The organism is Mesorhizobium sp. WSM3862 (assembly GCF_002294985.1).
Lineage (GTDB): Bacteria > Pseudomonadota > Alphaproteobacteria > Rhizobiales > Rhizobiaceae > Mesorhizobium.
Genome location: NZ_NSGE01000012.1, coordinates 120,014 through 143,525 on the forward strand (window position 1 = coordinate 120,014; position 23,512 = coordinate 143,525).

The following is a 23,512-nucleotide window of genomic DNA, read 5'->3' on the forward strand; positions in this document are numbered from 1 at the left end:
TGGAGGATTGAGTGCATCGAACTTGCGCCCGGCTGGAATGTTCCCCGGGCGGCGCCTCGCATTCATCCGTTGTTCGCGGAGCCCGGTTCGGCGGCCTTGCGATGCTGCTCGGCCAGCGTGCCGGCCGGCGTGACGTGGGCCGCGGCAGCCTGCATCTTGTTCTTCAAACCGCTAACGACCTGCTCTTTTCCGGCCATCATGGCGTCATAGCCGTCCTTGGCCACATCGGCCGGATTGTCTTTCTCCTGAGTCCCGATTTCGGTGTCCATCATGTCGGCCCGCTCGAAGAAGCGGGTCTGCGTCGCGCCGGGCATCAGCACTGTCACGGTCACACCGCTGTCCTTCAACTCATGGCGCAGCGCGATGGCGAAAGAATCGATGAAGGCCTTGGTGCCGTTGTAGACCGCTTGGAAGGTGCCGGGCATGAAGCCGGCGATGGAGCCCGTGAACAGGATCCGGCCGCGGCCACGCCGGACCATCTGCCGGCCGAGCCGATGTGCCAGATAGACCGTGCCGGTGATGTTCGTGTCGATGATGCGGCGCGCCTTGGGCCAGTCCTGATCGATGAAGCCCCGGCCCAGGCCTCGTCCCGCGTTGAGGAACAGAAGGTCAATAGCGCGGTCACCAATCCTCGCGATCAGTTGATTGGCCCCTTCCTCGGTCGCGAGGTCGGCTTCTACCGCCTCGACTGCAACGTGGTGAGATTGCAGCGCCTCGGCAGCCTGCTCTATCGCCGGCTCGTCGGCCACGATCACCAGTTCGTAGCCATCTCTCGCACATAATTTCGCCAGTTCCTTGCCGATGCCGCTGGAAGCGCCGGTCACCACGGCGAGCTTTCCGTTTTCCATTTCGTTCTCCGACCGTTCGAGTGTGGTCCGGCCGAACATGCGCAGAGTGCGATTGTTCCGTTCGAATTCTTGGGATTCGGCAACGCGCGGCAAACGAGGCTCGGCGAGACGGAACCAATTCGGGGCACGCCTGTTCCGCCGTCAATGTGGAGCGACAGCCATGGGCATCTTTTCCGATCTGGATAAGAAACTTACCGACAACCTCTATGAGCATGGCAGCCAGCTGACCGATCCCAGCGCTGATCTGCCCCGGCGGGTCAAGGAGAGGGTCGATCTCCTCATGCCGTTCATCCAGCCGGAGGCGCGTGAGGCGGTGAGGCTGCAAATCCTCGGCATCATTCACGAGCACATATTAGATGAGACCGAGATTGGGCCTGGAGAGCCAGCGGCCAAGGAATGAGAGAAGCTGGCTGGACGCGTCATCGATTTCCGGCCGCCCTAAAGCGGCAGCGCCGAACGGAGCCAGGCGCTAGCTGATATCTATGATTTTTCGCTTCTTGGGCGTCCGGCCCGGCCTGGCCGCGGGAGGAGGCGACTTTGCCGCCGGTGCCGCGGCCAAACGCTGCTCGCGTAGTCGCGCCGTCTTTGCCTGGCGCGCCAGTCGTTCCGTCTCAAGCAGTTCGCGCGCCGCATTCGAGGTGCGCTCACGCCTGTCCTTGTCGATCTTCCGCGTCGCCACGGTCGTTCCAGATCAATTCGCCGTTGGAGCCGTATCCAACTTGCCCGAAGGCCCATTGTTCCGAATGATCCCGCGACGGACGGACGTTTCGAACGAAATGTCTGGAACTCGAATATGTCGGGCCAAGCCCTTGTCGGAAGCTCCCGTTGCTTCTCCCGCCGGGAAGTTCAGCGCTGCTTCCCGGTTCAGCCGGCTGAAGCCGACGCGATGCGCCGGCCTGCGACGTCGGAACCGAAGCGGTGCGTTCGCCGTTCCGGCTGCATTCCTGTCGCCAAGGAGATCGCCATGGCGCCGCGTCCCGCCTGGAGCGGTTATCTCAAACTGTCGCTGGTCACCTGCGCCGTCGAATTGACGAACGTCGTGACCCATGCCGAGAAGGTTTCCTTCCACGTGCTCAATCGCAAGACCCGCAACAGGGTCCGGCGCGTCTATGTCGATGCCGAGAGCGGCAAACCGCTGGATAAAGACGACGAGGTCAGGGGCTACGAAGTCGGCAAGGACGAATTCATCTTCATCGAAGAGGAAGACATCGAGGCGGTGCAGATCGAGTCTTCGCACACGCTCAATCTCGACGGCTTCGTCGACAAATCGTCGATCGAGCAGATCTATCTCGACGCGCCCTACTACGTCACGCCCGCCGACAAGGTCTCGGAAGAGGCCTTTGCGGTGATCCGCGACGCGCTGGCAGAAAAGAAGATGGCCGGGCTCGCTCGCATCGTGCTCTATCAGAGGGAACGCCCGGTGGTGGTCGAATCACGCGGCAAGGGCATGATGCTGACCACCCTGCGTTATGGCGACACCGTGCGCGAGCCCGCCGGCGTCTTCGCCGAGATCAAGTCGGGAAAGCCCGACAGCGAGATGATCGGGTTGGCAGAGCACATCATCGATAAGCAGAAGGGCAAGTTCGATCCCACCGAGTTCCGGGACCGATATCAGGAGGCACTGCTGGAACTGGTTCGCGCCAGAAAGGCCGGCAGGAAGGCGCCGAAAGCCAAGGCGGAACCCAAGCCATCCAATGTGGTCAATTTGTTCGATGCGCTGAAAAAGAGCCTCGGCGCGGAGGCCGGGGCAAAGTCCAAATCCCCGAAGTCCAGGGGAGCGCCGAAGCGAAAAAAGACGAAGAATTCTGCACGGGGGCGCAAGTCGGCATAGCAGTTGTCTGTGCGGTGAGCGACATCAAGCTGGCTTGCAGGCCGAGGCAAACAAAGCTGGAGGCTTGGCGCCTTCGCCGAGGAGGAATTCGGGTAACGCTCAGCGCGGGCTAAAACACCGTCCGTGGCAGAAGAGCACGAGCTCGAGGATTTCGCGCGCCGGCGGCACCGAGCACGATCCAAAAATCTATCCGTTGCGTTCCTCGCTTTCACGCAACAGCCGCACGATCGCATCGACTGGGGACGGATCGGCCGCCGGCTGGATTTTCCGTCGCCAAAGATGGCGAAGAAGCTTTTTCAACATGGGCATGCACATACTCCCTAGCTACCAGACCTTGCATCGGGCGTTCCGGGTTGGAGCGCCTCGGCGAGCCGGCATCGGCATCAACCCAGGCGAGCGGCAAGCAGGAAAGCGGCGCCCGCCAGAACCACGAGCGCTGCAATCACCAGCACCGGCCCGTTTCTGCTCGGCTGAAGGCCGGGCGCGTTCTGGGGGCGCTGCATGGCGTCGGCGAAGCTCGCCTGATTGGTGAATTTCGGTTCATCTGATGCGACGCGATGGGCGGAACTCGTCGACCCTCCCGCCTCTGCATCCGTTTCCTGCGGGGCGGCAGAAGGGTCGAATCCGGGCGTCTTGTCCAGGGTAAAGCCCATCTGCATTTCGCCTCGACCCTCGGCGGGTCTTCGCTTGCTCGGTGAGGTCATCGGACAGCTCCTTCGCTACCAAACATCTGTCCGGCGTCGGTGTTCCCACGGGATCTTGAACGCGAAGTAGAAACGCTGCTGTGGGGGAACTCGTTTCCGGGAAGGGGGAACTATCGCTGCCGCCAATCGCCGAGCGCGGCCGGAACATTTCCTGTTGGGCAGCTTTTACCTTCGTTATTTAAGATGACGAGGCACCGATGCAGGTTCTCGATACCCAAATAGTTTCCAACTCGGAAGGCGTGGTGACAGTCGAATTTCTCGGTGAGGGCGGCGAAAAGATTGCCGTCACAATGGCTGGATCCGATCCACGGCCGACGTACGGCGACACCGCTCTTATCGATCGCGCCAAAGAGATGATGGTGCAGTGCGCGGTTTTCGAGACCGTGGAACACCGGTCCGCGCAGGAGAGCAACCGCGACTTCAGCGAGCCCGCCAAGCCGGACAGCCCCTTCACATTCGAATATCGCGACCATGATGGCATGCGGCAGCTGAAGGGCGTGGAATTCCCGAATCTGGATGCCGTGCATGACGAGGCGCTGCGTTCGGCGATTGATTTGCTTGACGACACGGCCGCCGAAGGTGGGCAGCAGGGCTGGGCCGTCCGGGTTCGCGACGCCAACGGAAAGATCGTGCTGGCGATCGACTTCGACGAGGCGAAACGGAAAAAGGCGGCAGCGGAATGAGGACCGCGGGCTGCGTGGCCTGAGAAAGAACCATGCTCCCGTTCCTATCACTGGATATGATATATTCGACAAGCGCCTGCATCTTAGTCCAGCCTGGGCTCGCAACTGAAACGCCGTGCAGTCCTGCACTTGCGGAACCTGTCGATTGTCTGCATTCCAAATGAATTCCGTGTTCATCCGGAACTTTGGGGACGACTGTCAGTTCGATGATTTGCAGGCGCCGCTTTTTGGCGCCTGCCGGAGATCGGTGGGAAACACTGATCGGCCCGCACCTCAGACGCGGGCCTGCCGACCCCGCCAGGACAAGCCGGTCAGCCAAGTATCGACGGGAGCCTATCATGAAACACCAAACGCTCGACCAACTGCACGCAGTCGCTGATATCAATCCGCTGGTGCCGCTCACGACAAGGACTGAAAAGATAGAGAGGTGGGCAGAACTGCTCGAGCGGAATCCGTTGCGCTGTCTCGCCGCGCTCACCGGCACCGAGTATCTCTATCCAGGCATGCGGGAAGAGGCGCGCGCGGCTGGATCCCCGCTGACGGTTGCGTTCGAAGACCCCTTGCTCAGGGCCTCGGGCCTGCAGTCCGATACCTACGGGGAAGCCAAACGCTTCTTTGAACTCTCCGATTGGCAGTTGCATGAAGTCGTCTGCAGCTGCCATGCCGGCGCAACCATGCAGGCCAGTTGGGCTGCTGGACGCGTCCGGAGAATTGTCACAGGCAATCGCATTTTTGCCTGGCTGAGAAGCCGCTTCATACACTGACTGCGTCTCAACCTGCTCGCTATCGCGGCTGTTGCGACAGCCGCCGGCGGCGCTCGGACGGCTCGCCGAAACAAGGCTGGCGAGACCGCAATGCAAAGAGGGCGATGCGGTGGGTAGGGCAGGTGCCCGATCGACAGGCCCTGCCTCAGCCGTTCTGGTCGATCGCGTGGGGCGCTGGCTGCTGGCTCCCGCCGCTCGGGCGCTCGGGCTCTCGGCCGATCCAGGCCCACACGGTTATTAATAAAATCACCACGATCGCGATCACTGCAACGATCCGGGGCATCAGAAGTCCTTCCTCGGCGCCTCTGCTAGCCGCCCGGCTTGTTCCTGATCCCAATGTTCCTGTTGCCGACCTTGCGGCCGACCGGCCTGCTCCCAGATTTCGTGGGCGCGGCGTCTGATGCGTTCTTCCCTGTCCATGACTGCTGCCTCCTCGTGCCGGACCGCCGTCTGTTCGCCTAATTGGGCGATGGCGTGTTTGTTCCATCGGACTGCTGGGAGCCGATTGCCCGCGTCCCTCATCGGCCAGGTCGGGGAACGCTCTTCTGACGATCTTGTTATCCTCCAGATCAACCCGGAGAGAGTCATGGGCAAGGAAGAGAACCGCCGCGAGACCGGCGCCAGGAAGTACCCGGCCAACACCGATCCGGATCCCTCAGACCGGTTTTCGCAGGCTGCGGCCAGCAACGAAAAGCCTCACGATCGCTTTGGGCTCACCCGCAGACAGGGCGAGGTGGAAGACAAGACGCATCAGTCGGAAGGGCAAAACCCTTCGGGACGGGCGACGCCTGGTCCTGCGACGAAAAAGGCTTCCGGAGCGGGCCCATCGGTCCCCGAGCAATCCAAGGATGCAAGAGCGCCCAAAGGCGGCCGCCGGCCAGGTGCCTACGTGAAAGAACAGTAGCGTTCGCTCGCCGCATCACCTCTGCGCCGAAGTTCCCGCTTCAGCGCGATGTCGAATGCATCCGTCCATCGCCTACACCCCGAAGGGGTAGGTGTCCGGGACACCGCTCGTCGCATGCTCCGGCCCGAAGGGCGTCACGGCGGTGGTTTCATCGAACCAGACGAAGGCGTCGAATTGCCGCGCAAGCGAGGCGTCGGCATAGTGGCTGTGCAGTTCCGTTTCCGGCCGATAGATCACGCCGATGAACCGTTCGAGCCGACGTTCGGTCAGCCGATCATGAAGGGCTGGATCAGCTCCAAGGTCGAGCAGGAAACGAGCGGTGCCGGCGTCGTGGCAAAGCCGCTCATAGCTGTCCTCGCGCGAAGGCCGCACGGACATGATTTCCATTTCGCCGTCCCAATGCTTGGCGGCAGCGACCGTGCCGGCATGCGTGCCGAAGCCGATGAGGGCTACGTCGTCGCCGAACCGCTGGCGACAGAGCTGACCGATGTTCACTTCGTCTCTGACGATTCCCATCTCCGTGAAGCGGGCGTCGCCGATATGGGAGTTGTGCGCCCAGACCACGGCCTTGGCATCGGGGGAACGCGCTTCGATAACATGTTGCAGCGTCTCGAACATGTGCGTGTCGCGCAGGTTCCAGGATTGCGCGCCGCCATAGTACATCACGCGATAGTAGTGCTCGGCGGAGGCGATGAGCCGGGCGTTCTGCGCGGCATCGAACAATTCGTCGCCGTCCTGGCCGGCGTGATCGAGCTGACGCGACAGCATGTCCCGGCACTGCCGCAGCACCGCCTCCTCGCATTCCCGGTAGCCTCGGGTTAGCGCCGCCCGGCCATAGGTGGCGGGTTCGTGCTGCCACGGCGTCAGGCAGCCGTAGCGTTCGCGGGCAATGCTTGCCGCCTCCGGATCGATGCGGTCGAGATATTCCAAAACCGCCGCGATCGAGGCTCTCATATTGTAGATATCAAGGCCGTAGAACCCTGCCTGGCTTGCCGGTGTTTCGATCTGCTCGTTGTGCGCACGCAGCCACTCCACGAATGCCGCGAATTCAGCGTTGCGCCACATCCAGGTGGGAAACCGCTGGAAAGGCATGTCGGCGCGCGGCGAAGGTGGGCGGTGACGCACATAGCGGTCGATCGCCGCGGCGTCGGGCCAGTCGGCTTCAGCGGCGACGATCGTGAAGCCATGTTTCTCGATCAGTCTTCTGGTGATCCAAGCCCGCGCCCGATAGAACTCGGATGTGCCGTGGCTCGCTTCGCCGAGCAGCACGATCCGCCGGTCGGCAAAGCGATCGAAGGCCTCCACAAAGGCGGGATCATCGAACTCCGGAAGCGGTTCGGCCGCTGCGGCAATCATCTGCGGAAGACTGCGCGCTGGCAAGAGCGGGGAGACACGGCTGGTTCGGATGCGGTTGTCCTCCTGCCAGCCTTCTTCGCCGATCAAAGGGACAAAGCGCACCGCACCGAAATCTTCCTCGCTGTAGGTGGAAGCGCCAGTGCGGGTGACTTTGAGGAGACGCTGCTCGTCAGGGTCATCTCCGACCGGAATGACCAACTTGCCGCCGACATCCAACTGCTGCTGCAGCGCGAGCGGCGCGCCGGGCCCGCTCGCCGCGACGACGATGGCATCGAACGGTGCCGCTTCGGGCCAGCCCTTGGTGCCGTCGCCGGTGCGCACCTCGATGTTGCGATAGCCAAGCGTCTCGAAGCGCCGTCTCGCGGTTTCCGCCAGGCCGGCGTGCCGTTCCATCGTGTAGACATGATCGACGATGCGGCTCATCACGGCGGCGGCGTAGCCAGATCCCGTGCCGACCTCGAGGACGTGATCGCCGGGCCCGATCTCAGCCATTTCCAGCATGAACGCGACGATATAGGGCTGCGATATCGTTTGGCCCTCGGCAATCGGCAGCGGTCCATCCTCATAGGCAAATTCTTCGAAGCCAGGGTCCACGAAAGTCTCGCGTGGGACCTCGCGCATCGCTGCCAGGATCTCACGATCATGAATGCCGCGGCGGCGGAGATGAACATCGACCATTCGGCGACGTTCGCGGGACAGGTCGAGCATGTGCATCCTCAACAGGAAGTTGGAATCGCAAGCGGCTGCGGCAACGTCATCCCTCGGCCTCCATCATCGTCCTGGCCGGCTCTCGCGCGACGTTCTCCTCGATCCGCTCGCGCCCCGGAGTCTCCGGCAGCGCCTTGCGGAATTCTTGGCATAGTCGGGTGGCATCTTCGGCGGTTTTTCCGCAAAGCCTCCATGACGCCGTTGATGCCATCGCCGGGCAGGCCGAACATGACCTCGACATCCCAAGCAACTCGAGTGTCGACGAAGATTTCGGCTGCATTTGGCATGGCAAGGTTCCAATGATTGCCTTCCGAACCAGTAGGGCGGCAGTTGGTTCCCTTGCCCACGCCATCAGGCCACCGCCTCGCAAGGAGCGAATTCGCGGGAACGAGCGAGCCGGACGCGGATTGAATCCCCAGTCGCTGACGAGCAAAGCGCCAGGATTGGCGATTAGCCGGAAGGGTTGATCATGAGCGAGCCACTGAAAACCACAAATCACGAGGTGATCCGGGCTTGGATTGAAGCCCGCGAAGGCAGACCTGCAGTCGTGCGGACTGCAGGCAAGGGAGCGGTGCTGCGCGTCGACTTCGGCGAGCACGAAGAGGATCTGCAGCCCGTCGAATGGGAAGAGTTCTTCGCCATATTGGATGAGAACGAACTTGCCTTCGTGCACCAAGACCTAACGGCGGAAGGTTTGCCCAGCCGTTTCAACAAATTCGTCGAGCGCGGATGAGAGAAGCGCCAGGCGATCAGGCGGAAAGCAACTCGCTCGCCTGATGCTCGCTGCTTACGCCTGCCGCTATTGATTGCCCGGCATTTTGTTGCTGCCTTGCGGATCCTTTTCTATGCCGGCGGCGGGAGACGTGTCCTGGGGTGCGTTTCCGCCCTGGTTCTGCTCGGGTGCCCGCTTCAACGGTGCCGTCGGCCAGCTACTCTGGACATAGGCGAAGGCCCAGTAACATGCCAACAGCACAACCACTGTCAGGATCAGCGGCAACAGCACTCGTCTCACGCTGACTCCTATTTGCTCTGCTGACGGTAATCGCCGGCCCGCGGATCGAATCCGGTCCAACCGCCAGCTTCGTAGTCGTTCCGCCGTTCGCCGATGTCCACCGACCTGGAATCGTGGAGGATCGCTTGTGCTTGCGGAGCGAGGTCATCTTCGACGCGAGCGGTAAGCAGAGTGCCGCCCCGGCGAATGCCTTCGGCATAGACATGGGCGTCGCCCTCCGACACGCCGCCGTCGGTCAGACTGCCGATGATGCCGCCGGCCGCTCCACCGACAACTGCGCCCGCGGCCGCGCCCGCGGCTGTCGCCGCCAGCCAGCCAGCCGCCACGACCGGACCGACGCCAGGTATTGCTATGGCGCCGAGGCCCGTCGCCAAGCCGCCGGCGCCGCCCACGACCGCCCCGATCCCGGCTCCACTGGCTGCATCTTCGGCGGCCGCGGAAGAATGCCGGCCGTCGGCATTGTTGGCGATGATGCTGAGATCGCTCGGCGGTACGCCCATGGACTCCAGCTCGCCCACGGCATCGGCGGCATCGTCATAATCGTCGAACAGTGCGGTGATCGTCTGCATTTTGATGTCTCCTATCGATTACTGTCGGCCGGCAAAGGTTTGCGCGTTATCGGCTGCGACCGCCGGAAAAAACGAGGAGGTAGCAGCGACGGCTAATGGCGCGAGAAGTGTCCGCATGTTCATGGCTTCAAGCTCCTGTGGCCGATGGCCGGAGCCGAACAAGCGACTCAGGGCTTTGTTCCAGTCGGAGTCCTTTGATTTTCAGATGGCGTCTGCCGGAATCCGCAGGCTGCGTTCCACGACAAGCCGACCTCAGAGGTTCTTGCTCGCCGCAGTCGCTTGGACGGAACGGCCTTTCCTGCTGCGGTTTGGTCAAGAGGCCGCTCTCGGCAAGAGACAGCGCGCATACGGCGGGCCCAAACGAACTGGCGGCTACCGTCTGCGATTTCCTTCGGCCGTTTGGCTCAGGGTGCCGCAACGGCCGGACATGGTCGCCAAGGCGATCCCGCCGGGCGCGTAGGCGGCTGACCACGCAGGCCGCCTACTCCCTTGGACAGGAACATTTGCAGCCCTTATCGGTTAGCTCAAGACCAGCAATAGGTTGCTGGAGAAACCACCTTCGACAGGAAGGGAAACGCCATGTTCGGCTCCGAGTTATGGCTGTTCGTTGTTGCCGGCGGTCCGCTGATCCTTCTCATTGCGATCATTTACGTGCTTTTCACCCGCCGTCACAGAGGCCCAGTCGAACGGCGCGAGAGCGACCGCGCGACTGAGCGCTTGTACCACGAGCAGAAGGACTAGCGCACCAGCCAAGCTGTCGCGCCCAAGTCGTTGTTTTCACGCGATTTCGGCAATGCTCCGCGCGCGGCGCGGCTTGCCTGATGCCGGGCCATTTCGCAAACTCCGACAGCGGAACCAGCGGGGCCCGCGGCTGTTATCGAAAGGTCCGAAATCGGAGCAGCAGTTGATGACCAACGACGAGTTGCCGGTTCTGCCAGCATCGCTCCCCGTGATTGACGCGAAAGCCGAGCCAACGCTGAAAAGCGCAGCGGCGGAAGCGTTCTACACCCATGCGATCCGCGAGCTCGCCGCTACCGACATTCCTTTCCTCGTCGCCGGGACCTACGCGGTGAGCGCCTATACCGGCGTGGTTCGGCAAACCAAGGATCTGGATATCTTCTGCAAGGTCGGAGACTGCGCGCGCATACTCGAGCACTTCAAGAACATCGGCTATGCGGTCGAGATCCGGGACGACCGCTGGCTCGGGAAGGTCTTCGAGGGCAAGCATTTCTTCGATGTTATCTTCGCCTCGGCCAACGGCACGATGCAGGTCAAGGATCAGTGGCTGGAGCATGCCCGCCAAGTCGAGCTGCTGGGCAGCCGAGTTCGGATCATCGGCCCAACGGAGCTCATCTGGTCGAAATGCTTCATCCAGGACAGAGGACGCCACGACGGCGCCGACATCGCCCACACCATCCTCAAGGCGCACGATCAGATCGACTGGCAAAGGCTGCTCGCCTATCTCGATGTCCATTGGGAGGTGCTGCTGATGCAGGTCCTCAATTTCCGGTGGATCTATCCCAGCGAGCGGGACCGCATTCCAGACTGGCTGCTCGACGAACTGCTGGGCCGGCTTGCGCGGCAACGGCAGCTGCCGTCGCCCAAAATGAAGATCTGCCGCGGCCGCCTGCTGTCGCAGGTCGACTATGAGATCGACGTCAAGGAATGGGGGTTTGCCGGCGTCGGCGGCGTTGGAGAGATGCGCGATGCCTGAACCAGCCACATCAACGAAATCAAACGGCAACGGTGTCATCAAGGTCGCCGCCATGGGCGACCTGCATGTCCAGGAAGATGCCCAGACCTCGTACCGCGACCTATTCGGCGAGATATCGCGCGAGGCCGACGTCCTGGTCCTTACAGGCGATCTCACCAATCTCGGAAAACCGCGTGAGGCGGAACTTCTTGCCGAGGATCTGCGCGCATGCTCGATTCCCGTGGTCGCGGTTCTCGGCAACCACGACTACGAATCCGGTTGCGTCGAGCAGATCGCTGCAACGCTCCGCCAGGCGGGGGTTCATCTCCTCGATGGCCAGGCGGTCGAACTGAACCATGTCGGCTTCGTCGGCGTGAAGGGTTTTGTCGGCGGCTTCGGTCGAAGGATGCTGGGCTCCTTCGGCGAGCCGGCCATCAAGGCCATGGTCGCTGAGAGCGTCAATGAGGCGATGCGGCTCGAGAATGCCATGCGGCAGGTGCGCGCCAAGCGCACGCTCGTGGTGCTCCACTATGCGCCGGTTCCCGAGACCGTGGCGGGAGAGCCCCCGGAAATCTTTCCGTTCCTCGGCTCCTCGCGGCTGGCCGAAACCATCGATCGCTTCAAGGTAAGCGCCGTGGTGCATGGCCATGCCCATCGCGGCTCGTATGAAGGCCGGACCCCTGGTGGGGCCAGCGTCTACAACGTCGCCATGCATATCGCGAAGCCGACCGGCCGTCCTTACGCGCTGCTCGAAATCTGAGGCGCAGCGCTGCCTGCCTCTTCGGAACCATGCCGGCAGCGATGAGTTGTGCAGGAGACCAACGGAACCAACTTCGATGCCTGACCCCAGACAACCGGATCCCGATCGCGACACGCCGATGCCGGCGCCCAGCTGGAAACCGGAGCCGGTCAGGAAGCCGGAGCGGCACGGGCTGCCGGACGAGGCGCCGCGCCCAAATCCCGATGAAACCGACGATCCGCCGGCGCCTGCCGGGCGCATCCGGACGGAGTAAGCTCGATGGCTGCGCCTCGCGCGATCTGGAAAGGGTTCATGAAGGTCGGATCGGTTTCATGCGGCGTCAAGATCGTCGGCGCCACCAGCGAAGCGTCGAAGATCCATTTCAGGATATTGAACCGGAGGGACGGCCTGCCGGTGAAAAGCGCCTATGTGGATGAGGAGACCGGCGAACCGTTGGACGCCGAGGACCAAGTCAAGGGCTTCGAGACCGACAAGGAGGATTTCATCCAGATCGAGCCCGAGGAGATCAAGGCGCTGAAACTCACCTCCGAGCACACGCTGGAAATCGGCGAGTTCGTGCCGGTCGTAGACATCGACGCGCGCTATCTCGAAAAGCCGTATTACCTCATTCCGGCGGAGGATGCTTCCGCAGAGGCGTTCAACGTCCTTCGGGAGGCCATGAAGAACAAACGGGTGGCGGCGCGATCCTGTGTCGTCCTCTACCAGCGCGGACGCGAGGTTCTCATCCAGCCCTTCGGCAAGGGAATGCTTCTCACCGAGCTGCGGGACCGCAATGAGATGGTTTCGGAGGCGACGGTGTTCGAAGGACTGAAGAAGCAGGACTACGAGGCGGACCTGCTCGAGATCGCCGGCCTGCTGATCGACAAGAAGGCGACGAAGTTCGATCCTTCGAAATTCGAGGATACATACGAGAACGCGCTGATCGCCATGATCGAGGCCAAGCGCAAAGGCAAGAAGCTGCCCAAGGCGGCGCCGAAACCGCGTGAGAACGTCATCAATCTGGCCGACGTTCTGCGCAAGAGCCTTGCCAAGGAGGGCATCGCCGCGAAAGGCGCGAAGCAAGGCAAACGCAAGTCAGCTTGACGCCAAGAAAGGCCGCTCAGACCTCGTCGAACCGGCTTCCTTCCTTGGAGGGATCACGCGCGAGGACCCGCTCCTCCTCGTCGTCCGGGAGTGCCTCGTCACTTTCCTGATAGGGATTGTCGTCTTCTTCTTCGGGGAGCGTTCCCTCCGCTTCTTCATCGTCCTGCGGGTCGCCGTTGACGGCGACGCTGTCGGGCAGGATCCGGCCGCCCTCAAGCGCGTCCCAGTCCTGCTGCTCGACTGCCGGAGCCTCGGTTTCGTCCTGATTTGCGGTGCGTTGCTTTTTACGCGGGTCCATCTCGTTCTCCAATGCTGCAAGCCTATCCGGCTCGCGGTTCGCTCAGTTGGAAAACCGCTCAGGCGATTGGTGGTTCCGCCTGTTGCAGCAAGTGGCGGCCGTTGTGGCGTCGCCTCTCGCTGGTAGGTGTCCTACGCGATCTGTTCGAACGTGCATTGGCGCGGCGCCTTGTCGGGCCGCCAGCGCACCAGCCTTGTTCCATGCCGGAATCGGTCGCCGGTGACATGGTCGAAGCGGACCTCCACGACCAATTCGGGCCGCACCGGCTCCCATTCTCCGCTGCGCTCGGTGCTCCAGCGGCTCGGGCCGCCGGGTGCCTTGCCGGTGAAGCCGAGCCCGCCGCGCAACGCTTCAAGCCTCCTGGTCAGCGCCGCTCGCTCGTCACTGGCGATGGTCGAGGTGAAGCCGACATGGTCGAGCTGGCCACGGTCGTTGTAGAGGCCAAGCAGCAGCGAGCCGATCTGGCGCTTGCCGCTCAGGTAGCGAAAGCCACCGACCACGCAGTCTGCTGTGCGCAGCCGCTTGACCTTGATCATGGTTCGCTCGCCCGGGCGATAGGGTTCGGCCAGTGCCTTGGCGACCACGCCATCGGTGGCACCTCGGCCGGCGCCGCGCAACCATCGTCTGGCGGTCGCGAGGCTCGTTGTGGCCGGCGAGAGCTTCAGCCCGGCGTTCTCTGCCCTGGCAACGAAGTCCTCGATCGCCCGGCGCCGATCGGGCAAGGGCAAATCGAGCAACATCTCGCCTCCCGGGGCAGCCAGTGCATCGAACAGGATCAACCGCGCCGGTGTTTCCGCGCTCAGCTTGCGGATACGGCTCTCGGCCGGATGAAGGCGCATCTGCAGCGCGTCGAAGGAGACGCGCCCGTCGATCTCGATCACGATCTCGCCGTCCACGACGAATTGCCTTGCGGCGAGGTCGCGCAGCATCGTGATCAGTTCGGGAAAATACCGGCCGAGCGGCTTGCCGGATTTGGCGCGAAGCTCGACGGCGTCGCGACCCTTGAAGGCCAGGCAGCGAAACCCGTCCCATTTGGGTTCGTACTGCCAGGGACCTTCAGGCAACGCGTCCGCGGTCCGCGCCTCCATCGGCGGCGTATCCAAAGACAGCGGAAACTCGGGGCTCGATATCGCCGGTTGGGACGTGGTCCTGGAGGTCTCCATCGCGGTAGAACGTTCGACCAGACCTGTAGTTTCCGGTCGGCGGGAACGAGTTGCACGGCGAGGCGTTGCCTCACCAAAGTTCAGAAACCAAATGTCAAGCTTTGACCGCGTCGGGCACTTCTTCACCAGAGCGAACATGAACTTCCGACAGGAAATCCGATGTCGGCTTCCGGCTTGAGCTATGGTCCTCTGGGCGAGCGCTGCGCGCATCTATGCGTCGACATGCAGAAATTGTTCGCGGAACCTTCGGAATGGGCCACGCCGTGGATCACCCGCGTCCTTCCGAGGATCGTCAGCCTCGTCGAATGGAAAGCCGAGCAGACCGTCTTCACGCGCTTCGTGCCGGCTGAAAAGCCTGGCCTGGGTGCCGGCACCTGGAGGCGCTACTATGAGCGCTGGGCGTCGATGACGATCGAAAATGTCGGGCCAGAGATGGTCGGGTTGCTGCCTCCGCTGTCATCCTTCTGTCCGCCGGCGCAGGTGATCGACAAGCATGTTTATTCGCCCTGGCCGGAGGGCAGACTACAGACGGCACTTGCCGCGCGCAGCATCGACACCCTGGTGGTCACGGGAGGCGAAACCGATGTTTGCGTGCTCGCAACCGTCCTGGGGGCGATCGACATCGGATATCGCGTGGTGCTGGTCACGGATGCGCTTTGCAGTTCATCGGACGCGACGCACGATGCCCTGATGACCGTCTACCATCAGCGCTTCGCGCAACAGGTCGAGACCGTCGAGATGGAGACGGTCCTTTCGGCCTGGACCTGAACGTTATGGGACGATCCGCACCGGCTACAGCCGAAAGCGACCGATCAACTGCTGTTTGACGGGAACCGCAATGTTTCTCCGAAATTGCGCAGGCAGGGAGTGTGTAGATGCCTAAACCAGCGAAACGGGAAAAAGCTCGCAAGCCAAATCCGGCTGACCCCAACCCAAAGCAAAAGCCGCCGAGGGACACGCGCGAAAACCCGACACGGAATCCGGATGGTCCTGGCGAATTGCCGGACACGGCCACGCGAGAAGAAGTCGAGACAGTCAGGCCTAACCTGAAACGCTAGTACCGGTAGGCGTGATTTCCGAGGCACGACGCATTGATGTTGTGGAGATAGGCCGCGCGAAGATTGACCTTGCCGGCCCGACAAGACTGCGATTGCCGGCCAAAAAAGAAACCCCGGCTGCAGTGGTTGGGTGGGGGGCACCGCAGCCGAGGTCAATGTTTTTCTCAGAACTGTGGCGCCGTTTGCTCCAAACCGCAAATCTCGCTCTTAAGGTCGAGACAGGCTTGCGCGCAACTTTGAGGAGCATAATTCCCGTTTAGCAACTTCAGGTTGTCATCCTTTCGGTCATATTAGCCACCTAAGATATAATTACCAAATTGTTAACCAGGATTAATGCGCCTTTTCCACAGCATCGTAGTATGCGTTTGAGGCTGGATTACCTCAATGGAGCGGGGATCCCATACGTCCGTGGGTTGGGCCGGCGTATGCACTACTCCTTGAATCTATTCCTCACTTAGCAGCTAGTCGCCCGACACAACGGTAAACGAGCGTAACAGTTCATGCCGCTGACAAGCCCTGCGTGGGAGTCAAAACAAAAAGGGGAGAGAGCAAAGTCGGCGGCGGAGAGGAGTAAATAAGGCGATGGGACATCTTCAAATTTCCGAGTCTTGGAAGGATGCGACGGGGTCGTTGCAGAACGGGCATCTGACGGACGTGAACGGGCTCGGCACGTCTGATCTCGAAGAAGGACACCCGACCGAAGGTCTGGTGGTAATTGTGGACAAGCGGGCACTCGAGCGCGAATGTCTTGCTCGAGGCCTTATCGAACATAATCCGGCTTTGCGCGTCAGCGCCGTAGGATCTCTTGATGAGATTCAGCACGTCGCCGGCGGGGCGGAGGCTTCCGCGATCCTCGTTATTCTCGGCGCCAGAAAGGTGACCGACCAGAGCGTTCGGGCGGAACTTGTGCACCTCATCTCCGAGGTCGGCGCCGTACCCGTAATCGTCGTGGTGGATTCCGACGAGCCGGGGGAGATCCTTGCGGCTCTCGAATGCGGCGCCCGCGGCTACATTCCCACGAGCGTCAAGGTGAAGGTCGCTGCCGAGGCCATCGGTCTCGCCCGCGCCGGAGGAATCTTCGTGCCCGCCAGCTGCGTGCTGGCGCTTCGCGAGATCATCCATTCGACGGCAAATGGCGCCCGTCCGCTCGCCGGAATGTTCACCTCGCGCGAGGCCGCGGTCGTGGAAGCGCTCAGGAAAGGCAAGGCCAACAAGATCATTGCCTACGAGCTCAACCTCTGCGAGAGCACGGTCAAGGTCCATATCCGCAACATCATGAAAAAACTGAAAGCCACGAACCGCACTGAGGTGGCCTACAAGCTTAGACAGATGATGCTTTGAAGGCTGCCCAGGGCCTGGTGCCTGGCAATAGAACGACGCGCACGCCGATCCTCGACGTGGAGGCGGACCTATTTCAGGTCCGCCTCCCTTCGAGATTCAAGAGTAGGACCGTGCCTGCAGGTCTTGAAACGGATGCGCTCAGGCCGATGCTCAGGCATGTTCCCGGTCGAGCATCTCGAATCCTGCCTTCACGAGAAATCCAACACTGTCGCGGCCCAACTCCGCACCGCGATATGCTGCTTCGGCAGCCTTCAGGCCTCCCGTCAGTCTGCGGATCACCGGAGCCGCTCCGAGTATCTCGAGCGGCAGGCCCAGCTCGCCGCGGTTGGGGCGCTTCGGCGGCCATACCCTCAGGCCGAAATAGCTGGCGGCCGAGCGGTCGATCCCGCCGCTGAACTGCACCAGCAGCGCCTGGCGCGTTCTCCTGGCGATGCGGCCCAGGCTGTTGATGTCCATCGGTGGTTTGGCTGAGGGCCGCATAGCGACGATGATCACCTCCCATGCATCATCGGTCAGCAGAACCGGATGGGAAAAAACACCAACTCTTGCTCCACGTTCGGCGAGCATACGCTCGAGGAATGGTGCGCAGGGCGTGTCGCAGACGACGGCGAATCTCGAGGCACGCTGATCGACGCCGGCATCCTCGAGTAAGACCCGGCATAAGCGCGCGAATTCCGGCATCAGGTCTATGGCCGGGTGACCGAGATTTGGAGCAGCAACCTTGATGCCGGCCTCGTCACAGGCATCGAAGTCCAATACGCCTTGCCGAAGCTCCCAAGGCTCGGCCATGAGCGAAACGACCGCATGAGAGGGCAAGAGCTCGATGAGCGATCTCGAAATCGGTCCGACCTGGGGACAATTGGTGATGAGGTCGACCTCCTGCCATTTGCGGCTTTCGATGCGATTCGTCACTTCCACGCGTTCGGCGACCTTGGCGTATTCGGCAAATGCCAACGTCGCGTCCGCGGCCGCCGCCAGGCTCGGATGTCTGGAGGATACGCGGGTGAGTGCAACGACACGGTCCGCATTGGCGAGCGCCGCGGCTGTCGCAGTCACCGCCTGATAGCCCGTCGCCGCGCCAACCACCACAGTGAGGCCGGAGAGATCAAGATCGAGCAAAGCTATCTGCTTGCGGACGACGGCAAGTGCTTCCGTATGGTCGACCTCCAGAACATGACGAGTGCCCGGTCTTGCGGGGAAGTCACCGGACGAAGGCTTCGGAATGGGCGTCACGTTGCGTGCTCCACTGACAGGCTGGCAGGCATTCTTTCGACGCGGAAGATCTGTCTCGTCGAATCTCGTCGCATGCGCGCGCATGGTTTTCAGGCATTGCCAGACGGCTGCCGGCTCGCCCATCCGGCACCAGTGGCTCCAGACATTCTCTCGGCATCCTCGCCATCAGAGCTAGGGCCTGAATTCAGTCGGCGGTCTGGATCGCCCCTAGCCGGACCAGTTCCATTTCGTCGATCACGAATACAGTCGAACTTGCCCGAACTGCTACTGCAGAAAATGGGTGCCAGTGTTACGCCGTTTGATCAGAAGGCTTATCGACACCGCGCCGGCAATACGCGTTCAGGCTAAGAGGCTAACCGGCGCCAGATAGGGCGCTACCTCCTTTGCGGTTCTTGCCGGGAATGATCCGCCGCGTGAAGTTGAGCGCTAAAATCAGCCGTTTCCTTGGCGAAGCTCATGACAATCAGCGCATTCGACACGAACCCCCGCAGACCCGGAATAGGCGTCGGTCAAAACCATCGTCCGCTTGGGGGGCGGCGCAAGAGGATCATGGACGTCGCCGTCGCATCGATAGCGCTTGTGCTTGCCGCTCCGATCATGCTTGTGGTTGCCCTCTTGATTTTGGCGACCGACGGCGGACCGGCGATATTCTCTCACACCCGGGTCGGCTTCAACGGCAGGCGTTTCGCCTGCTACAAATTCAGGACCATGGTTGCCAACTCCCAGCAGGTTCTGGCCGACTATCTTGCGAGCAATCCCGAAGCCGCCAAGGAGTGGGAGCAGAATTTGAAATTCAAGAACGATCCGCGCGTCACCTTCCTGGGGCACATTCTCAGAAAGTCGAGCCTGGATGAGTTGCCTCAGCTCATCAACGTGCTGCGCGGCGACATGAGTTGCGTCGGTCCTCGGCCGGTCGTCCCCGACGAACTGCAACGTTACGGCGCCTGCGCGATCGACTATCTTCGAACCCGGCCCGGGCTGACCGGCGCGTGGCAAGTGACGGGCAGAGACGCAATAGACTATCCCAGCCGTGTCTCCCTCGACAGCCGCTACGTGCGAAACTGGTCCATATGGGCCGACGTCGTCATTCTCGTTCGGACGGTCTTCGCCGTGATGAGATTCGATCACGCGTCCTGACTGCCTAGGAAGGCAGCGAGCATTGGCGGCATCGCCGCTTTTCAAAAGATCCGGCGCCAGCGACGAAATGGCAGCCCCAGTCCGTCAATGCTCATCGGTCACGGCGCGACGCCACACGATGCCGAGGAAGACGCCGAGCAGGTAGGCGCCCTGCAGCGTGACAACGAAAAGCAGGATCGAAAGCAGACGGTCCCAGGCAAACAGGCTGCCGATGCCGCCTGCAATGACGCTGAACACCACAATCGCCGCGGTCATGACGATGAGCGCCGGCGCGCGAACACGAAATCCGAGCAAAATGCCGATCACGCCGACGGCGACAAGACCCCAAAGCACGGCGATCTCCTACGGTGTGAAAGACTCGGTGTGCCGCGCCCAAGTCTCCCACATATGCAAATCCGCACCAACACCGAATCCCCGCCGCGGCTAGGCCGGATCTCGACCAGGCAGACTGGAATCGCAGCACCACCAGCCCTTGCACAAAAGGCGTAGGACACCTTGTCCCAATGACGCGTTTTCGCTCATTTCCTTGTCATCCCGCTGCGCCTACGCTGCTTATGAAATAGGTACGCGGAGTATTCACCCGCGGTGCGGCAGCGCGCCTTGAATCACCGTCCTGGAGTGAACGTTGTGTCTTTATTTCTTGGCGTTGCCGTTCAGGACACAGGGGCACCGGACGCAGCCTGGCGAGGCAAGAGCGCGTCGGCCCGCGGTTGTTGCATAGCATGTTCAGCGTGACGTCCATCGATGCTGCAGGCTTCCATCCTTTTGCTGATCGTGTCGATATGGTTCCCTGGCGCCACGCGGATTGCCGGAACCGATGGCTCGATTTCCTTTTTGCTCGCTTTGTTCTGCGGCCTGGTAAGCCTCGTTCCCTACGCCGAAGCGACAAAACGTCTGCATCGCACCGACACGGCCCTGGCGGCTGCCGTGCTGACAACATCTGCCCTCATCATGGTTCTGTCGCTGCTGTCGGCGCTACACGCGGACAATCCGGTCAGGACCATGCGCGCTGTCTTCGCCCAGGTGTTTGGTTTCGCCACTATCCCGACCATTGCATTGATCGCCGCGAGGCCTAGGAGTTTTGAGGCAATCGACAGGATTGGGATGACCATGGCCATCATGGTTGCCGTTACATCCTGCCTTGTCGTTATTGGCCTCGGCGATGCTCGATTCGCCGATCGGGCGGAAGGCTATTTCAAGCATGCAAACCAGCTCGGAATTGCCTTGTCGGCCGGTCTGCCGCTTGTCGCCGCGAAGCTGGTCGCTTCTCGAAGGCACCGAATCCTCCTTTCGGTTTGCCTCCTCGCGGGGTTGCTGGGTTTGGTCAAATCGGGATCCAAGACGAATTTCGTTCTTGGGGTCGTCGGTCTCGGCACGTTCTACGGGCTATACTGCATCTATCTGGTGATAAGGAAGCAGCGTCCGGTAACAGTGATCGCGGCGACCGTTACGGCTCCGATATTGTTCCAGGCTAGCTTCATGATGTTGCAGTTCCTGAACCCACGGGCCTACAAGCTGCTGTCGCTTCAGCTCTCCGGCGGGGAGGCACATTCGATCGTTTCGCGGCAACGACTGTGGTCGATATCAATCGATCTGGGCCTGTCGCATCCGTTCATGGGCGTGGGCGCAGGGCAATGGGTGGGCGACATCGCTCCGCACAGCCACAACCTGTTCATCGATTATTTTAGAACGCTGGGAGTGCCCGGCCTCGCCTTGGTGGTGATCATGGTTCTGCTGGTGGTGGGTTATCTGATCAGCGCCGTTCTGCACACATTGGTCGACAGGGGCAGGAGCGAACAAGCGACCGAAGTGAATGTCATGGTGCTCGGAACATCGGTCGCCGTATGGAACTACTTGGTCGCCAACCAGATGAGCGATTCCTTCGGGCCGTCAACCGCGGCCTTCTTCTGGCTGCCGCTCGCTTTGCTCATAGTCTACCGCGGCATGCAGCGATCGCTGCAGACCGGCCTTGCCAAGACCCCGAGGTTGTATGTCGGGACCGGGTCTCAGCTGCTTGAAGTTGAGTATGCCCCTCGCACATCGCCTTGACTTCATTGGCGTTCCAAGAGTTCATCGTACCACCCGAAATCCAGTGACCTCGCACACTGTTGGTGACCTGGCGGCAAGCCTCCCGCCAAGCGTCGAAGCACGCGCGCTGCGGACAGACATTCGATTTGTCGAATTCTTTGGTCTGCCCGGGGTCGGAAAGACAACCACCTCCGGCCTGCTGGCGAACGGCCTGCGACGGTGCGGCCCGCTGGAAGGCGACGTGCGAGTGGCGTGGGAAGGAAGAACATTCATCGAGAGGCAGATACACAGAATGGGCGTTGTCGCCCCTCGGCTGCTAGATCGTGAGTTTCGCTCGTTGCTTGCTCGAATTGCCCGCTTCGTCATCGAAAGCAGGCAAGTGTCGCGCCTTGATGCCATCAGGCTTGTCTGGAATCTTATCAGCCTGGTCGCATTTATCCAGCATGAGAGGGCAAGAAGAAATTCAATAATCATAATGGATCAGGGCTTGCTGCAGGGATTCTGGTCCATATTGCTGAAGAGCAGATGCAGGAAAACATCCGAGAATTGGCTGGATATGCTTTCTGCCGTCGGATTGCATGACATGGTTTTTGTCCACCTGCGCAGCGAGACCGGCATCGCCAGAGACCGGCTCCTGACCAGGGGCGATCGCTCCTCGCGGCTGCAACGGACATCTCCGGACAGCGATCCCGACCTTTGGTCGGCGGCGGATCGGGCTTGCCGCGAAATGGCGGCCGCCCTTGAGCGGGGAATGGGAACGGAAGATCGCATGGGCGTGCTGGCGGCTATCGACATCGAAAGGCTTGCTTCGCCCGAAGCCGTGGCCTCGAGAGCTCTCGAGGCGGTCCGTTCGGCCTGTCTCGACCGTCATCGGCAATCCCTTTCTTCAGGTCAATGATGATGAGGATGGACCGCCGTTCATTCATGGGTCTTGCTGGGCTGTCTCCCGTGTTCGCCCTGTTGCCGGGCGCGTACCAGGCGGGGGGCGGGCAGATGCCGGAGGGCAAGCAGCTCGTTCTGACGGGCGAGCATGGCTACGAACAACAAATGTTTCGGGATCTCGAAGCCGGGGCGACAATCGATGCCCGGAATGCTTCCTTCACAGTCGCCAACAGCAGAAATCCTGAGCCCAGCGCGATGATGGGCTGCGACGAAGGAAATCTGCCAGTCAACCGCTACCCGGTGGTCATCCGCAACTGTCCGGGCGTTCATTTCATCGGAGGGCGCTTCGACGGCCAGGTGCCGCTGACCTCCGATTGGCGCGACACCTACTGCAACAGCGCGGCTCTGCTGGTCAGGGACGGAACCGCCAATGCGACAATAGAAGGCGTCCGCGCGCGGCGCTGCTGGGATGGCGTGCGTTTCGCGGCGCGGGCCGACGGCTTTCACCTGAAAGGCTGCTGGCTCAGCGAAATCAGGGATGATGCGGTGGAGAATGACTACCTGCTCAGCGGCATTGTCGAGGATTGCCTGTTCGACGGCTGTTTTTCGGGGATCAGCGTGGATCCTGCCTCAAACGAGCGGGATGGGACACGGGAGACAGTGCGGATCGATCGAACCCTCATTCGCATGCACCCGTTTCTCTCCAAGGACGAAATCACACATCAGGCGCCGATCAAGGCCGTCGATCAGTCACCCAGGCTGAGGATAACGGGATCGGTTTTCGCATTGGCTTCGGTGAACATGCGTGGACTCCGTCGCCTGGAAAGAACCTGGGGGCTGGCTATCGAAAGCCGGGACAATGTGCTGCTGTGGCTGCCCGACGAACCAATTCCTTCGGAATTGCCGCTGCCGCCATCCGGTTTCAAGGTGCTGACGGGTGCTGACGCGCGCGAATACTGGAACAAGGCGCATCTGCAATGGGTCGCGGCGCATCAGAACGTGGCCCGGTTCTCCGACGAAGCGCTGTGACAAGTCGCACTCGGGGGCAAACATTCGGTTGCTTAGCTGCGTTGGGCGAAGTGAACTCCTGCCGAAAGGCTTGCCAATTCGCCCATTGAACGTACCTGTTTCGCAACGATAGGTTGGACCGCCGTCGCGTTTCGGCAGAGGGGGAGAGGACTACTCGATGAATCACGAGGCGGGTAACGGAACGGCGCCGCCAGGCTCCACCGCTCATATCCCGGCCACGTTTGTGACCCAGGGACGGCTGGCACGCGTCAGGGGGCAGAATATCCTGTTCAGTCCTTCCCAGCGGGCCATCTTCGCCGTCAACGATACTGCTGCCGAGATCTGGCGCTCCCTAGAAGAGGGCACATCGGCGCGGGGGGGGGGGGGGGGGGGGGGGGGGGGGGGGGGGGGGGGGGGGGGGGGGGGGGGGGGGGGGGGGGGGGGGGGGG

The 23,512-nt window shown here is 61.7% G+C and carries 28 protein-coding genes and 1 pseudogene; 17 read left to right on the forward strand and 12 right to left on the reverse strand.

Going from position 1 to position 23,512, the window contains the following annotated elements:
- Window positions 1-62: 62 nt before the first annotated feature.
- Window positions 63-848 (reverse strand): SDR family NAD(P)-dependent oxidoreductase, encoded by a 786-nt coding sequence (locus tag CK224_RS27375; RefSeq protein WP_095783966.1) that lies wholly within the window; start codon window positions 846-848, stop codon window positions 63-65.
- Between the two features lie 160 nt (window positions 849-1,008).
- On the opposite strand from CK224_RS27375, the gene CK224_RS27380 reads away from it, so the two are divergent.
- Window positions 1,009-1,248: a hypothetical protein gene (locus CK224_RS27380; RefSeq protein ID WP_095779478.1), complete on the forward strand. Its 240-nt coding sequence runs from the start codon at window positions 1,009-1,011 to the stop codon at window positions 1,246-1,248.
- A gap of 69 nt (window positions 1,249-1,317) precedes the next feature.
- On the opposite strand, the gene CK224_RS27385 is transcribed toward CK224_RS27380, so the two are convergent.
- A complete protein-coding gene (locus CK224_RS27385) occupies window positions 1,318-1,527 on the reverse strand; it encodes a hypothetical protein (RefSeq protein WP_066992002.1) in 210 nt (69 codons plus the stop codon).
- Between the two features lie 285 nt (window positions 1,528-1,812).
- Between CK224_RS27385 and CK224_RS27390 the strand changes: the two genes are divergently transcribed.
- Window positions 1,813-2,679 (forward strand): Ku protein, encoded by an 867-nt coding sequence (locus CK224_RS27390; protein WP_095783967.1) that lies wholly within the window; start codon window positions 1,813-1,815, stop codon window positions 2,677-2,679.
- A gap of 383 nt (window positions 2,680-3,062) precedes the next feature.
- On the opposite strand, the gene CK224_RS27395 is transcribed toward CK224_RS27390, so the two are convergent.
- On the reverse strand, window positions 3,063-3,383 hold the full coding sequence (locus CK224_RS27395; RefSeq protein WP_066992005.1) for a hypothetical protein: 321 nt from the start codon (window positions 3,381-3,383) through the stop codon (window positions 3,063-3,065).
- Between the two features lie 197 nt (window positions 3,384-3,580).
- Between CK224_RS27395 and CK224_RS27400 the strand changes: the two genes are divergently transcribed.
- Entirely contained in the window at window positions 3,581-4,066 is a 486-nt protein-coding gene (locus tag CK224_RS27400) for a hypothetical protein (RefSeq protein WP_095783943.1), read from the forward strand.
- Window positions 4,067-4,404: 338 nt separating this feature from the next.
- A complete protein-coding gene (locus tag CK224_RS27405; protein ID WP_066992011.1) occupies window positions 4,405-4,830 on the forward strand; it encodes a hypothetical protein in 426 nt (141 codons plus the stop codon).
- A 145-nt stretch (window positions 4,831-4,975) separates the two neighbouring features.
- Here CK224_RS27405 and CK224_RS31550 read toward each other — a convergent pair whose 3' ends face one another.
- Together CK224_RS31550 and CK224_RS27410 are read right to left on the reverse strand one after the other, a co-directional pair.
- On the reverse strand, window positions 4,976-5,113 hold the full coding sequence (locus tag CK224_RS31550) for a hypothetical protein (RefSeq protein ID WP_156752600.1): 138 nt from the start codon (window positions 5,111-5,113) through the stop codon (window positions 4,976-4,978).
- 44 nt (window positions 5,114-5,157) lie between these two features.
- Window positions 5,158-5,250: pseudogene (locus tag CK224_RS27410) on the reverse strand (DUF2934 domain-containing protein); the annotation flags it as partial.
- Between the two features lie 166 nt (window positions 5,251-5,416).
- On the opposite strand from CK224_RS27410, the gene CK224_RS27415 reads away from it, so the two are divergent.
- Window positions 5,417-5,734, forward strand: a complete 318-nt coding sequence (locus tag CK224_RS27415) for a hypothetical protein (protein ID WP_095783944.1) — start codon at window positions 5,417-5,419, stop codon at window positions 5,732-5,734.
- Between the two features lie 72 nt (window positions 5,735-5,806).
- On the opposite strand, the gene CK224_RS27420 is transcribed toward CK224_RS27415, so the two are convergent.
- Window positions 5,807-7,798 (reverse strand): protein-L-isoaspartate(D-aspartate) O-methyltransferase, encoded by a 1,992-nt coding sequence (locus tag CK224_RS27420; RefSeq protein ID WP_095783945.1) that lies wholly within the window; start codon window positions 7,796-7,798, stop codon window positions 5,807-5,809.
- 469 nt (window positions 7,799-8,267) lie between these two features.
- Between CK224_RS27420 and CK224_RS27430 the strand changes: the two genes are divergently transcribed.
- On the forward strand, window positions 8,268-8,531 hold the full coding sequence (locus CK224_RS27430) for a hypothetical protein (protein ID WP_066992318.1): 264 nt from the start codon (window positions 8,268-8,270) through the stop codon (window positions 8,529-8,531).
- Window positions 8,532-8,597: 66 nt separating this feature from the next.
- On the opposite strand, the gene CK224_RS27435 is transcribed toward CK224_RS27430, so the two are convergent.
- On the reverse strand, window positions 8,598-8,810 hold the full coding sequence (locus CK224_RS27435) for a hypothetical protein (protein WP_082980370.1): 213 nt from the start codon (window positions 8,808-8,810) through the stop codon (window positions 8,598-8,600).
- An 8-nt stretch (window positions 8,811-8,818) separates the two neighbouring features.
- Window positions 8,819-9,379, reverse strand: a complete 561-nt coding sequence (locus CK224_RS27440; RefSeq protein WP_066992020.1) for a hypothetical protein — start codon at window positions 9,377-9,379, stop codon at window positions 8,819-8,821.
- Window positions 9,380-9,958: 579 nt separating this feature from the next.
- On the opposite strand from CK224_RS27440, the gene CK224_RS31555 reads away from it, so the two are divergent.
- From CK224_RS31555 to CK224_RS27470, 5 genes are all read left to right on the forward strand, one after another.
- Window positions 9,959-10,120, forward strand: coding sequence for a hypothetical protein (locus CK224_RS31555; RefSeq protein ID WP_095783948.1), 162 nt, complete (start codon window positions 9,959-9,961; stop codon window positions 10,118-10,120).
- Between the two features lie 166 nt (window positions 10,121-10,286).
- Window positions 10,287-11,093, forward strand: coding sequence for a nucleotidyltransferase (locus tag CK224_RS27455; protein ID WP_095783949.1), 807 nt, complete (start codon window positions 10,287-10,289; stop codon window positions 11,091-11,093).
- Window positions 11,086-11,832, forward strand: a complete 747-nt coding sequence (locus CK224_RS27460; protein ID WP_095783950.1) for a metallophosphoesterase — start codon at window positions 11,086-11,088, stop codon at window positions 11,830-11,832. Before CK224_RS27455 ends, CK224_RS27460 begins: the two co-directional genes overlap by 8 nt.
- Before the next feature lie 76 nt (window positions 11,833-11,908).
- The gene (locus CK224_RS31560; protein ID WP_095783951.1) at window positions 11,909-12,085 is read left to right on the forward strand and encodes a hypothetical protein; all 177 of its coding nucleotides are present in this window, start codon (window positions 11,909-11,911) and stop codon (window positions 12,083-12,085) included.
- Window positions 12,086-12,090: 5 nt separating this feature from the next.
- Window positions 12,091-12,915, forward strand: a complete 825-nt coding sequence (locus tag CK224_RS27470; RefSeq protein WP_095783952.1) for a Ku protein — start codon at window positions 12,091-12,093, stop codon at window positions 12,913-12,915.
- 16 nt (window positions 12,916-12,931) lie between these two features.
- Here CK224_RS27470 and CK224_RS27475 read toward each other — a convergent pair whose 3' ends face one another.
- Entirely contained in the window at window positions 12,932-13,213 is a 282-nt protein-coding gene (locus CK224_RS27475; protein WP_095779471.1) for a hypothetical protein, read from the reverse strand.
- A gap of 131 nt (window positions 13,214-13,344) precedes the next feature.
- Complete coding sequence (locus CK224_RS27480; RefSeq protein ID WP_095783953.1) at window positions 13,345-14,376, reverse strand: ATP-dependent DNA ligase; 1,032 nt, start codon at window positions 14,374-14,376, stop codon at window positions 13,345-13,347.
- Between the two features lie 159 nt (window positions 14,377-14,535).
- On the opposite strand from CK224_RS27480, the gene CK224_RS27485 reads away from it, so the two are divergent.
- Both CK224_RS27485 and CK224_RS27490 read left to right on the forward strand, forming a co-directional pair.
- Window positions 14,536-15,144: a cysteine hydrolase family protein gene (locus tag CK224_RS27485; RefSeq protein ID WP_095783954.1), complete on the forward strand. Its 609-nt coding sequence runs from the start codon at window positions 14,536-14,538 to the stop codon at window positions 15,142-15,144.
- A 944-nt stretch (window positions 15,145-16,088) separates the two neighbouring features.
- Window positions 16,089-16,775 carry a response regulator transcription factor gene (locus tag CK224_RS27490; protein WP_245299539.1) on the forward strand — a complete coding sequence of 229 codons (687 nt, stop codon included), beginning with the start codon at window positions 16,089-16,091 and terminating at the stop codon, window positions 16,773-16,775.
- 150 nt (window positions 16,776-16,925) lie between these two features.
- Here CK224_RS27490 and CK224_RS27495 read toward each other — a convergent pair whose 3' ends face one another.
- Entirely contained in the window at window positions 16,926-18,131 is a 1,206-nt protein-coding gene (locus CK224_RS27495; protein ID WP_095783955.1) for a hypothetical protein, read from the reverse strand.
- 426 nt (window positions 18,132-18,557) lie between these two features.
- Between CK224_RS27495 and CK224_RS27500 the strand changes: the two genes are divergently transcribed.
- A complete protein-coding gene (locus CK224_RS27500; protein WP_170950320.1) occupies window positions 18,558-19,145 on the forward strand; it encodes a sugar transferase in 588 nt (195 codons plus the stop codon).
- An 84-nt stretch (window positions 19,146-19,229) separates the two neighbouring features.
- Here the strand turns inward: CK224_RS27500 and CK224_RS27505 are convergent, their stop codons facing one another.
- A complete protein-coding gene (locus tag CK224_RS27505) occupies window positions 19,230-19,478 on the reverse strand; it encodes a hypothetical protein (protein ID WP_095783956.1) in 249 nt (82 codons plus the stop codon).
- A gap of 411 nt (window positions 19,479-19,889) precedes the next feature.
- Here CK224_RS27505 and CK224_RS27510 point away from each other — a divergent pair, with 411 nt between their 5' ends.
- The 3 genes from CK224_RS27510 to CK224_RS27520 are packed head-to-tail and all read left to right on the forward strand — an operon-like array spanning window position 19,890 to window position 23,084.
- A complete protein-coding gene (locus tag CK224_RS27510) occupies window positions 19,890-21,194 on the forward strand; it encodes an O-antigen ligase family protein (protein ID WP_066992048.1) in 1,305 nt (434 codons plus the stop codon).
- A gap of 43 nt (window positions 21,195-21,237) precedes the next feature.
- Entirely contained in the window at window positions 21,238-22,071 is an 834-nt protein-coding gene (locus CK224_RS27515) for a hypothetical protein (RefSeq protein WP_095783957.1), read from the forward strand.
- Window positions 22,072-22,079: 8 nt separating this feature from the next.
- Window positions 22,080-23,084, forward strand: a complete 1,005-nt coding sequence (locus CK224_RS27520) for a hypothetical protein (protein ID WP_095783969.1) — start codon at window positions 22,080-22,082, stop codon at window positions 23,082-23,084.
- The last annotated feature ends 428 nt before the right edge of the window (window positions 23,085-23,512 follow it).